At 59.2% G+C, this 12,198-nt stretch carries 9 protein-coding genes; 8 read left to right on the top strand and 1 reads right to left on the bottom strand.

The window, feature by feature from the left end; all coding sequences use genetic code 11:
* Positions 1-124 precede the first annotated feature (124 nt).
* From IDH41_RS23050 to IDH41_RS23020, 7 genes are all read left to right on the top strand, one after another.
* Positions 125-1,828, top strand: a complete 1,704-nt coding sequence (locus IDH41_RS23050; RefSeq protein WP_190865281.1) for a DNA repair helicase XPB — start codon at positions 125-127, stop codon at positions 1,826-1,828.
* Positions 1,825-3,876 carry a helicase-associated domain-containing protein gene (locus IDH41_RS32025; protein WP_190865280.1) on the top strand — a complete coding sequence of 684 codons (2,052 nt, stop codon included), beginning with the start codon at positions 1,825-1,827 and terminating at the stop codon, positions 3,874-3,876. Before IDH41_RS23050 ends, IDH41_RS32025 begins: the two co-directional genes overlap by 4 nt.
* 70 nt (positions 3,877-3,946) lie before the next feature.
* Positions 3,947-4,435 carry a YlbF family regulator gene (locus tag IDH41_RS23040; protein ID WP_190865278.1) on the top strand — a complete coding sequence of 163 codons (489 nt, stop codon included), beginning with the start codon at positions 3,947-3,949 and terminating at the stop codon, positions 4,433-4,435.
* 22 nt (positions 4,436-4,457) lie between these two features.
* Positions 4,458-4,721, top strand: coding sequence for a YlbG family protein (locus IDH41_RS23035; protein WP_190865276.1), 264 nt, complete (start codon positions 4,458-4,460; stop codon positions 4,719-4,721).
* A 192-nt stretch (positions 4,722-4,913) separates the two neighbouring features.
* Positions 4,914-5,351, top strand: a complete 438-nt coding sequence (locus IDH41_RS23030; RefSeq protein WP_190865274.1) for a hypothetical protein — start codon at positions 4,914-4,916, stop codon at positions 5,349-5,351.
* A gap of 132 nt (positions 5,352-5,483) precedes the next feature.
* On the top strand, positions 5,484-6,395 hold the full coding sequence (locus IDH41_RS23025) for a selenium metabolism-associated LysR family transcriptional regulator (protein WP_190865272.1): 912 nt from the start codon (positions 5,484-5,486) through the stop codon (positions 6,393-6,395).
* Positions 6,386-7,249 (top strand): PHP domain-containing protein, encoded by an 864-nt coding sequence (locus IDH41_RS23020; RefSeq protein ID WP_190865270.1) that lies wholly within the window; start codon positions 6,386-6,388, stop codon positions 7,247-7,249. The genes IDH41_RS23025 and IDH41_RS23020 overlap by 10 nt, the downstream gene beginning before the upstream one ends.
* Positions 7,250-7,413: 164 nt before the next feature.
* On the opposite strand, the gene IDH41_RS23015 is transcribed toward IDH41_RS23020, so the two are convergent.
* Complete coding sequence (locus IDH41_RS23015; RefSeq protein WP_190865348.1) at positions 7,414-9,159, bottom strand: Rqc2 family fibronectin-binding protein; 1,746 nt, start codon at positions 9,157-9,159, stop codon at positions 7,414-7,416.
* A 179-nt stretch (positions 9,160-9,338) separates the two neighbouring features.
* Here IDH41_RS23015 and IDH41_RS23010 point away from each other — a divergent pair, with 179 nt between their 5' ends.
* Complete coding sequence (locus IDH41_RS23010) at positions 9,339-12,122, top strand: calcium-translocating P-type ATPase, SERCA-type (RefSeq protein WP_190865268.1); 2,784 nt, start codon at positions 9,339-9,341, stop codon at positions 12,120-12,122.
* Positions 12,123-12,198 lie beyond the last annotated feature (76 nt).

Raw genomic sequence — 12,198 nt, 5'->3', positions numbered from 1 at the left:
ATACCACATATTTCGTCCGATTTCCGCTAAGCTCCGGATGGGGCATTTAGGCATAAAAATAGGAAAAAACTTTCATACTGACAGGTGAGGCTTTCTATCTCATTAACGGTTAAGGAGGAGTGCGATGCGCGATCGTTACGATAAGCCGCTTATCGTGCAGTCGGACTTGACGGTTCTGCTAGACGAGAGCAAGCCGGATGCATGGCAAGCGAGAGAAAAGCTTGTCCTTTTTGCGGACGCAGTGAGGCGGGCGGGAACCGTCCATACCTACAAGATGTCGGCATTGACGCTATGGAATGCGGCATCCGCAGGCATCTGCGGCGACGAGATCTGCCGCTGGCTGACGGAATACGGCAGATACGAGCTCCCGTTTCAAACGGAAGCCGCGGTGAGGAAGCTGTCGGGAAGATACGGCAAGCTTCGCCTTACGACGGATGGGGGAAAGCTGCTGCTGCACGGAGATCTGGACGTCATGGAGGAGCTGGCTCATAGCGCTTCCGTCACCTGCTTCGTGCTGGCGAAGCGATCGCCGGATATATGGGAGCTGAAGAAGGAAGAGAGAGGAAGCTTCAAGCAAGAGCTTACGCGGCTCGGTTACCCGGTCATCGATCTCGCGGGCTATCATGCCGGCGAAGAGCTGTCCGTTCGGATGAAGCCGATCACTTCGGCGGGAGGCCGTCCGTTCGCCTTGAGGGATTACCAACGGGCTGCGGTGGAGCTGTTTTATAAGGAAGGAACGGTTCAAGGGGGGAGTGGCGTGATCGTCCTGCCTTGCGGCGCCGGAAAAACCGTCGTCGGCATCGCCGCGCTTGCCAGGAATAGCCGGGCGACGCTTATTCTTACCTCGAACGGCACGTCGGTCAAGCAGTGGAAGGAGGAGCTGCTCGATAAGACGACGCTGACCGAACAAGAGGTGGGTCAATACAGCGGAACCATGAGGCAGGTTCGGCCGGTAACGATCGCCACTTATCATATATTAACCCACCGAAGCTCGAAGGATGCGCCTTTTTCCCATATGAAGCTGTTCTCGGAGCGGGATTGGGGCTTGATCATCTACGATGAAGTCCACCTGCTGCCCGCGCCGGTATTCCGCATGACGGCGGATATCCAGGCAACGAGAAGGCTGGGACTGACCGCGACGCTCGTGAGGGAAGACGGCTGCGCCGAGGACGTATACTCGCTGATCGGACCGAAGCTGTACGATATGCAGTGGAAAACGGCGGAGACGGAAGCCTATATCGCGGCCGTATCCTGCACGGAAATCAGGGTTCCGCTTCATATGGACAAGGAAGAGCCGTACCGGGAAGCGAGCGCGCGATCCAAGCTGCGGCTCGCCGCGGAAAATCCGGGCAAAATGGCTATCGTCCGGCAGCTGCTGCGCGAGCATGAAGGGAAGCCTACGCTGATCATCGGGCAATATTTGAATCAGCTGCACGAAATCGCCGATCGGCTGGGGGCGCCGCTCTTGACCGGAGAGATGCCGCAACAGGAACGACAGCGGCTGTACGAGCGGTTTAAGGAAGGTGCGATCTCGGTGCTGATCGTATCCAAGGTTGCCAATTTCGCGGTGGATCTGCCCGATGCGGCCGTCGCGATCCAGCTTTCGGGAAGCTTCGGCTCGCGGCAGGAGGAAGCGCAGCGGATCGGCCGCCTCCTTAGGCCGAAGAAAGGCGACAATTCGGCTTGGTTCTATTCGATCGTGACCGATGAAACGAAGGAAACGGAGTTTGCGATGAGGAGACAGTTATTCATGCTGGAGCAGGGTTACCGATACGATCGGATGAATATGCCGATCGGTGCCTTGGCGGAAGGGGATGGGGCGCCGTGAACATCAATCGTTTGGCAGCCAAGCTGGGCGAAGAGAGGCAGGGGCAGTTCATGCGCAGCGCCGTTTGGACCGAAGCCGCGCACCGGGGGATGACTTGGCAAGTAGCGGCCAAGGACAAACTCGCCGTGCGGGAAGCGGCGACGCGGCTGTCCGCGGACGCGGCGGCCGTACTCGCCTGGATGCTGCGGTTATTCGCGGCGACGCCCGTTGAAGGCGACAAGCTGCTTAAGGAAATCCGGAGGAATGCCGCCCTATCCGGCGCCGAATGCCAAGTCGCCTTGGCCGAGCTGGAGGAAGCGGGCATCTTGTTCGCCGTCCGGAAAGTGTGGGGGGAGAGTCTATACTTTATACCGCCGGATACGTTCGCCCCGTGGCAGCAAGCGATGATTCCGTTCCGGCCGGAGCCGCTCGCGCCGCGAGAAAGGGAGAAGCTGATGAACGGCGAGATGGAGCCGAATTGCAGGCCGCTCGGGCGCCAGCTGCTGTCCGCCTTCGCCGCGCTTGCGGCATGCGGACTCGGTCTTACCTCGAAGGGGACGCTCAACAAAAAGACGATCTCGAAGCTGACGGAGTCGGCCGAGCTGGACGATCGGCAGCTGCTGCCGTTCGGCCTGAACTGGCCGCATCGCGAGCATTATCCGCTTAAAGCCGCCTTTATACTAGAGGCGGCATCGGCAGAAGGGCTGCTGATGACGACGGCCGATTCGCTGCGGTGGAACGTTCCGGCATTTGGCCGCTGGCTTGAGCTTAATGAGGAAGAGAGGGAGAGGCGGCTGCTCGATTGGTGCCTTTCGATGCTGCTGCCTGCCTGCGGATCCGGCGCACATGCGGCTGCGGCTATAATCGGTCTCAAAGCCGGGGAATGGTATGCCGAAAGGGAAGTTTCCCGTTTTCTCGGTTCGTCCGGTATTGCGGCATTTGCGGCAGAGGATGCCGAGCGCGATTCCGCCGGTTTGTGGTGCGCCCTTTTTCACGCGCTGGGCTGGCTTGAGCGGGTGGAGAGCCGTTCCGGTGGCGAGCGGCAATTTTTTTTCAAGTGGGTCATCGATACGGACATGGACGGCGCGAAATCGATTGTCGAAGAACAGGCTGCACCTTTTCGTCGCTGGATCAACGTGCAGCCGAGCGGAGAACTGATCGCGGAGCCCGAATGTCCCTTTACTGCGCGCTGGGAGCTTGAGCTGCTCGCAGAGAGGGTTTCGGACGAACGCGTTACCGTCTACCGCCTTACTGCGTCAAGCATCGCCCGGGCGCTGGAGAACGGCAGGACGCGGCAATCGATCCGGCGGTTCCTGCACGATGCTTCGGGCGGCGAAGGCATTCCGCGGGAGGTCGAGGAGATGGTCGCGGATTGGACAAGCCGGGCTTGCCGGACTTCATTCGCGGAAGCCGTTCTGCTTCGTTGCGATAACGAGCAAATGGCCGCAATCGTCGAGAGCCATCCGGTCATTGCTCCGCTGCTTCTCGAGAAGCTGGGACCCGCCGCTTTCATCGTCGATCCGGCTCATGTCGGCGAAATCAGGCGTTTGCTTCAGCAAGCGGGGTATCCGCCGCGCAAAGGGATGCAGGCTGCGGATGCCGCCGATGAGGCTCGCCCGTATCCGGATATGGTGATGTTCGGCGATCCGGCGCCCGGGCCCGAACGGGAAGTCGGGAAATGCCTGACCGATTCCCCTTTCGCGTATGTATACGAAACGTTCCCGCTGCACCATTTCGAGCTTGCGGCAAACGCCGCAAGAGAGCGGCTACTCGCTTCGGCGGCAAACCGCGGAAGCATTCCCGCGATGTGGACCAAGCAGCTGCGGGAGTACCATTCCTCAACGCGGAAGGAACTGATCGAGCAGGCGCTGCAATGGCAAACGCCCGTACAGCTGCGGATGAAGCAAGGGCTTCGGTCGTTCGTGCCCGAGCGGCTTGAGCAGAAGGACGGCGGCTGGGCCGTAATCGGGCTGCTGAGGGACGAGCCGGAACGGCAGCCGATCCGGCTCACGCCCGATATGTGGGAAGAGATGCGGCTCGTCATACCGGGCCGTTCGGACCCAATATAGCGTCTATCTATTGGCTGGCCGCGTATGTTATGATAGGGTAGGAATTAGCGAATGGAAAAGAGGTGGACGAATGCCCGCTGCAGAGGAATTGACGGTTGTTCGAGAAGAACTGCCCGATGGCGCCGTTTCATCGCTTGATATGGCGTCGCTGATGCTTTGCGCTTACGAACTGGGGGATTGGATCAATCAGTCGGCGGAAGTTGCCGAATATTTATATTGGAAGTCAGTTGTTAACGAGGATGAGGAAGTCAAGCGATTGTCGAAGAAATTCGCCGACGCGAAGGAGCTGTTCGCCGAATGCGAGCGATTCGGACGCTTTCATCCCGATTACAACGCGGCGAAGGATAAAGTGAAGCAAATCGAAAGCGAGCTTGGCCGGATCGAATGCGTCAGCCGGTTCAAGAGCGCCGAGCAGGCCGTCGACGAAATGCTGTACGACGTATCGCGCCTGATCGCGGAGTCGGTGTCCGAGACGATTAAGGTGCCGGGCAACGAGAAAGCCGGCGGCGGCTGCGGAAGCGGCGGCTCGTGCAGCTGCGGAAGCGGCGGCTGCGGATAGAGGATAGGGCAGGAGGGATGAGATGTTACCGGAGAGAACGGGTTATATCGTATGGGTAAGCGATTTGAAGGCGGCAAGGTCGCTTGAACGATTCGGCACGGTTCATTATATGTCGCGCAAGATGCATTACGTCGTGATGTACATGAACGCGGAGCGCTCGGAGGAATCCGTCCGGCAGATGGGGAAGCTTCCGTATGTCCGCAAGATCGAGCGCTCCTACCGGAACGAGCTCAAGACCGAGTACAGCAAGGACACCGAAGACAAAACAAGGACCTACAGCTTGTAATAAAGGTTTACGAACAATACGCTTCTTGGCATGTAACGGCGCCGGGAAGCGGTTTTTTTATTTATAAACAACCAAAAATTTACATATATGGTCCGACTTTATTTTAATGTTGTAATATCGGACAATCGTGGTAAAATGTACGTAAGTGAATAGTATAAAAGCCCTGGTTCCTTGGAAGGAGTAGGTTGCGGGATGAAAGATAAAATGACGAAAAGATGGAATACGTACGAGTCGTTTTATGTCGATCTTGGGGATAAGAAAGTGGCGGACATCGTCATTACGAACCATGCCAAAAGCCGGTGGCTTGACCGAATCGAAAGCGAGAAAACGGGCTTCGAGGATATCGCCGAATTTATGTGGGAATGTTTGAAGCAAGGCCGGATCGAGCCGTATTATCGCAACGAGCAGGACGTATACTTAATCGACGACGACCTCGTCTTCGTCGCCGAATTCACCGAGTCTCTCTCGGAGACCGACATTATCGGCAACCCGTTACATAAAATGATCGTCGTCACCTTCCTCGGACGCATGTCGGAAACGATCGAACTGAGGGATTTGAAATCCTACTACTCCTGGCTGAGGCATTCGCGCCGAATGACGCTCGTGAAGAGCAGCAGGAAGCGCAAATAAGCGCCGTAACGGATGAATTAAAAGGATCGAGCGTAAAATCTGAAAAGATTGAGCGCTTTTTTTTATGGCGTTTATGCGAATTCCAAAGTGGGTTGTAGTATAATAACGACAGAAGAAAGGATGGTTTGAACGATGGCACTGAATTTTCACCAGCTCCATATTTTTTACACGGTTGCGGAACGGGGCAGCTTCTCGGCCGCCGCGCAATCCTTACATATGACCCAGCCGGCCGTGACGATGCAGGTACAGTCGCTGGAGGATTATTTCGGCACGAAGCTGCTCCAGCGGTCGACCAAGCGGATCGAGCTGACGGAAGCCGGCAGGGCGCTCATGCCTTACGCGCAGCGCAGCATCGACCTGATCCGCGACACGGATCAAGCGATGTCCACATTCACGAAGCAGCTGAAAGGACGGCTGCAGCTGGGGTCCAGCCTGACGATCGGCGAATATATTTTGCCAAGGCTGCTCGGCCCGTTCGGCCAGGAATACCCGCATATCGCGATCAGCATGAAGGTGATGAATACGTCCCAAATCATGGAAGACATCCTGAACCATCAGCTGAATTTCGGTTTGATCGAGGCTCCCGTCAATCATCCGGACATGCATATGGAAGCGGTCATGAGCGACGAACTGCGGCTCATCGTCTCCAAGGACCATCCGCTCGCGAGCCGCTCCTCGGTCAGCCTGGAGGAAGTGATGGAATACCCGTTCGTCCTGCGCGAGCAGGGCTCGGGGACGCGTCTCGTCATGGAGGAGCAGCTCCGGGAGAAGAACATCGATCCCGCCGCCATGAAGATCGTCATGGAGCTTGGGAGCACGGGCGCGGTAAAGTCGGCCGTCGAAGCGGGACTCGGCATCTCCTTCGTGTCCGCCTCGTCCGTGAAGCACGAAGTCGCGCTTGGCCTTATCCGCATGGTCAAAATTACGGATACGAAGTTTAAGCGGCAATTTTATTCGATCTATTTGAAGTCCGCGCTGCTTCCGATTTCGGCGGTTACCTTTTTAACCTTTTTGAGAGAGAGGAATTTGAACCAATGGCTCTAGCGCGTGGAAGGGCGGATTTGCACACGCATACGACCGCTTCGGACGGCATGCAGTCTCCCGCGGAGAACGTCCGTCTCGCGAAGGAGGCGGGACTCGCGGCCGTGGCGATCACCGATCACGATACGGTAGCCGGGGTGGAGGCGGCCGTGATCGAGGGCGGGCGTATCGGGATAGCCGTCGTGCCGGGCGTCGAAGTGAGCACGGTGGCAGGCGGCAAGGACATCCATATTCTTGGCTATTACACGAACAACAAGGACGAACGGTGGCTGGCGCGCTTGGCCGGCCTGCGCGGCACTCGGGAGCAGCGGAACGCCATGATCGTCGGGAAGCTGCAGGAGCTTGGCATCGCCATAACGATGGAAGACGTATTGGCCGCGGCGAAGGACGGGGACAGCCAATCGCGACATGCGAAGGAGGGAAGCATCGGCCGCCCCCATATCGCGGAAGCGCTCGTGCGCAAAGGCGCCGTCTCGACCATAAAGGAAGCGTTCGACCGGTATTTGGCCGCGGGAGCGGCCGCCTACGCCAATCCGCCGCGCGTGCATCCGCTTGAGGCGATCGCGTGGATCAAGGAAGCGGGCGGCACGAGCGTCATCGCCCATCCGGGGCTGTACGGAGACGATGCCTTGGTCGAAGAGCTGCTCGGGCAAGGCGCGCAGGGGGTCGAGGCGTACCATTCCGACCACTCCGAAGAAGAAGAGGAGCGTTACGCCAAGCTTGCGGAGAAGCATGGGGCGATCGTCACCGGCGGCTCCGATTTTCACGGCTCGCGCCAGGGGCAAGTTTTCCATGGCGCGGTAGGGAGCCGCACGGTTTCGACCGAGGTGCTGGACAGGCTTAAGCCTTCCAATTAAATAGCAGGGGCTGGAGTTGTCTTAATCGGTCTTGAAGCGACCGACGGGACAGCTCTATTTATTTGGACCGATCTATTGTTTAAACAGCGGTCCAGATAGTACTGGCACCGCCATTTTTACGATTTGCCGCCGAGCCGGCAGACTTTGCTTTCGTGAGGCTTTCCTTACGCCTTGGTTACATAGGCAAGCGATTTAATGCGCTGGTCGTCCGGCGTGACGAATAGCGTCTTCTGATTGTCGTAGATGACGAAGCCGGGCTTAGCCCCGCTTGGCTTGCGGACATGGCGGATCGTCGTGTAATCGACGGGCACGGAGCTGGACTCCCGCGCCTGGCTGTAATGCGCCGCGAGCATGGCCGCTTCCTCGAGCGTCGCGTTGCCGAAGTCGCTTCCCCGGATGACGACATGCGATCCCGGAATATCCTTCGTATGCAGCCAAGTATCGGAAGGCGCCGCGAGGCGGTTCGTCAAATATTCGTTTTGCGTGTTGTTCTTGCCGACGTACACGGCTGCGCCTTCGGAGGACGTATAGCACAGAAGGGCCGGACGTAGCGATTTTTTCTTCTTCGGTCCGCGCCGCGCGCGATCCTTCATGTAGCCCTGCTCGACAAGCTCGTCGCGGATTTCGCCGATATCGGCGAGCGAGGCGTTGTCCAGCTGCTGAAGCAGCGCCTCGAAATATTGAATTTCCGCGCGCGCGATCTCCATCTGCTCGGCCACGACGGACAGGCTGTTCTTATGCTTCGTATAGCGGCGGAAATATCGCTGGGCGTTGTCGGACGGCGAAAGCTGAGGGTCAAGCTCGATCGTCACCTCCGCCTGCTCCTCGTCATAAAAGTTCACCAGCGTTACCGAGCCGTCGCCGCGGTCGATCTGATGCATGTAGGCGGTAAGCAGCTCGCCGAGCACCCGGTATTTCTCAGCGTCCTTCGCGCCGGCGAGCGTGTCCTCGAGCTTGCCGATCTTCGCGATGTTCTTCGCCTTCTCGTTCTGGACGAACCGGATCAGGTCTGCCGCGCGCTGCTTCACCGTATCCCGCTCGGCTTTGTCGCCGTAGAACGCTTCGAGGCAAGCGCTCACATCAGGATATTCGGTCCTTTCCCCCTCGATATGCGTCAGCTTCGTAATCGAGAAGTAAGCTTTGCCGCTATGCTCCTCGATCACGATCGCCGGCGCGAACCGTCCTTCCCTCACTTCCTCCGCAAAGCCGGCGAATACGTTCCACAAATCGGCGATACCCGCGGTCTCGCCTCCTGCCTTCGCCCGAAACACGAGCTCCTTGGCAAGCAGCGGGCTGAAGCCGCTGAGCGAGTCGACGAGCCGCTTATGCGGCGGCGCCGCTTCGTCCGAAGTTCCGAGTGCGTCCGCAAACTGCCGCTCGGTCAGCAGCGAGAGCGGGTCGGATTTGCCTTGTTCGGGCGGAGCCGTGTAAGTGCTGCCGGGCATGACGATCCGGTAGCTGCTGATCGCGGGCGTGACGTGGTGGATGCCGTCATGGATCAAGCCGGTCGCGGGGTCCATCAAAATAATGTTGCTGTGGCGGCCCATAATTTCGACGACGATCGTTTTGTTCGACAGGTCGCCGAGCTCGTCGCGGTGCTTGACTTCAATATGAAGGATGCGCTCGCGTCCGATTTGCTTAACGGATTCGATGACGCCTCCCTCGCAGTATTTCCGGAGCAGCATGCAGAACATCGGCGCTTCCAGAGGATTGACGTAGCTAGCGGTCGTCCAATGGACGCGCGGATAAGTCGGGTTCGCGGACAGCAGCAGCCTGCCCTGCATGCCCGCGCCGCGGATGCCGAGCACGAGCTCGTGCTCGGTCGGCTGGTGGATTTTATGGATACGCGCCCCTACGCAGCGCTGCAAATCTTGCGCGATCGCATGGGTCACGATGCCGTCGAGTGCCATGTTGTATCGTTCCTTCCTTCTCAAACAGTCTGCTTCTATCATGCCATAGTTGGGACAAAAACTTAAGCCCTTGTTGGGATATTTTACGGGCTGTCCGAATACATTTACCACAGAAGGGCTGTCCGAAGGGCCTGCGCCGTTGTCGCTTGGCTCTGCATATCACGGGAGGGAGTTATACCATGGAACAAGTGAAATGGCACCAAATGGGGAAGTCCGAGTTGGTCGAAGCGTTAGCCAGCTCCCCGGATCAGGGGCTGACGGCGTCCGAAGCGGCGAAGCGGCTCGCGGAGCACGGGAGGAACGAGCTGTCGGAGGGCAAGCGCGTTTCGCCGATCATGCTGTTCTTGAATCAATTCAAAGATTTTATGGTGCTCGTCTTGATGGGGGCGACCTTAATCTCCGGCCTGCTCGGCGAATACTTGGACGCGATCACGATCGTCGCGATCATCGTCCTGAACGCGGCGCTCGGCTTCGCCCAGGAATTCCGCGCGGAGCGGTCGCTGCGCGCGCTCAAGGAACTGTCCGCGCCGTCGGCGAAGGTGATGCGGGGCGGCGAGCTGGCGACGATTCCGGCGAAGGAGCTGGTGAAGGGCGACATCGTCCATCTCGAGAGCGGCGACCGCATCCCCGCCGACGTGCGGCTGCTTGAAGCGAACAGCTGCTACGTCGAGGAGTCGGCGCTTACCGGCGAGTCGGTTCCGGTGGGCAAGCACGCCGCGGTCATTTCGGAACCCGACCTGCCGCTCGGCGATCAGCGCAATACCGGCTTCATGGGCACGATGGTTACGAGGGGAACGGCCAAAGGCGTCGTCATCCGGACGGGCATGGATACCGAGATGGGCAAAATCGCCGGCCTCATCGAGCAGACGGAATCGATGGAAACGCCGCTTCAGCACCGGCTGGAGCAGCTGGGCAAAATATTGATCGTCGTCGCGGTCGCCTTGACGGTATTGGTCGTCGTGGCGGGCATTTTGCACGGCCAGCCGGCTTACGGCATGTTCCTGGCCGGCGTCAGCCTGGCGGTAGCCGCCATTCCGGAAGGGCTGCCGGCCATCGTCACGATCGCGCTCGCGCTCGGCGTGCAGCGGATGATCAAGCGGAAGGCGATCGTGAGGAAGCTGCCGTCCGTCGAGACGCTCGGCTGCGCGTCGGTCATCTGCTCGGACAAAACCGGCACGCTGACGCAGAACAAAATGACCGTTACCCACGCATGGATCGGCGGGCGGCGGCTCGAAGTCAGCGGGGAGGGTTACGAGCCGACCGGTTCGATGTTCGAGGACGGCAAGACGCTCGACGTCAAGCACGATCAGTCGATCAAACGGCTGCTGCAAATAAGCGCCTTGTGCAACAACGCACAGCTCGTCAAGCTGGATGCGGAAGAGCCGAAGAAGAGGAAGAGCAAGGAACCGCAGGAGGAATGGCAGCTCAAGGGGGACCCGACGGAAGGGGCGCTCGCCGTGCTGGCGGCCAAGCTCGGCTCGTCCGCCAAGTCGCTCGAGCCGCTCTACAAGCGCGAGAAGGAGTTTCCGTTCGATTCGGAGCGGAAGCGGATGTCGGTCGTCGTCGCGCATCAGGGCGGCAGGCTTGTCTGCACGAAGGGCGCGCCGGACATGCTGATGGAGCATTGCACGTACGTCCTCTGGGACGGCAAGGTCGTGCCTTTCACCGCCACGCTTAAGCGCAAATGCGCGGAGGCGGCGGAGGCGATGGCGCAGTCCGCGCTGCGCGTGCTCGGGTTCGCCTATCGCGATCTTCGCGCTAGCGAGACTTGCGAGACGGAGAGCGACGCCGAATGCCAGCTCGTGTTCGTCGGCTTGACCGGCATGATCGACCCGCCGCGCCGCGAGGTGAAGGAAGCGATCGCGACATGCCGCCGTGCCGGCATCAAGACGGTCATGATTACGGGTGACCACCAGCTGACGGCCGAGGCGATCGCCTCGCAGCTCGGCATTATGCCGCGCGGGGGCATTGCGATGAGCGGCAAGCAGCTGGAGGCGATGAGCGACGAGCAGCTTGACCGCCTCGTGGACAACATTTACGTCTATGCCCGCGTGTCGCCTGAGCATAAGCTGCGGATCGTCAAGGCGCTGCAGCGCCAAGGGCATGTCGTGGCGATGACCGGCGACGGGGTGAACGACGCGCCGGCGATCAAGGCGGCCGACATCGGCATCGCCATGGGCATTACGGGCACGGACGTGTCGAAGGAAGCTTCGGCGCTCGTGCTGAGCGACGACAATTTCTCGACGATCGTGGCGGCGATCGAGGAAGGCCGGGGCATCTACGAAAATATACGCAAGTTCATCCGCTATTTGCTTGCTTCGAACGTCGGCGAGATTTTGGTCATGTTCCTCGCGATGATGGCCGGACTGCCGCTGCCGCTCGTCCCGATTCAAATTCTATGGGTGAACCTGGTCACCGACGGCTTGCCGGCGATGGCGCTCGGCGTGGATCAGGCGGAGAAGGACCTGATGCAGCAAAAGCCCCGCTCGGCGAAGGAGAGCATCTTCTCGCGCAGGCTCGGCTGGAAAATCATCAGCCGCGGCATCTTGATCGGCGTATGTACGCTCGGCGCGTTCTGGATAACGCTCCGTCAGGCGCCGGGAAGCGCCTCGCAGCTGATGGAGGCGCAGACGGTCGCGTTCGCGACGCTCGTCATGGCCCAGCTCATCCACGTATTCGACTGCAGGAGCTCGCGCTCGATCTTCCATCGGAACCCGCTGCAGAACAAATATTTGGTGCTTGCCGTCGTGTCGTCGCTGCTTCTGATGCTCGGCGTGCTATACATCGAAGCGCTGCAGCCGATCTTCAAAACCGTTCCGATCGGATTCAGGGAATGGTGCCTCGTCTTCGTGGCCGCGGGCATTCCGACCTTCGTCATGGGCATCGGCAGCGTGCTCGGCTCGACCAAGAAAAAAAATCCGAAAACGAAGTGGCCGCTCAGCTCGCAATCCGCCGCGAGATAACGGGATAATGCAAATGATGATACAAATTATGAATAGCGTTTCTCCTTGCTTTACGGTATGCTAATAGGAAAAATCA

Source organism: Paenibacillus arenilitoris (assembly GCF_014705655.1).
Lineage (GTDB): Bacteria > Bacillota > Bacilli > Paenibacillales > Paenibacillaceae > Pristimantibacillus > Pristimantibacillus arenilitoris.
This window is presented reverse-complemented; position numbering and strand designations above follow the sequence as displayed.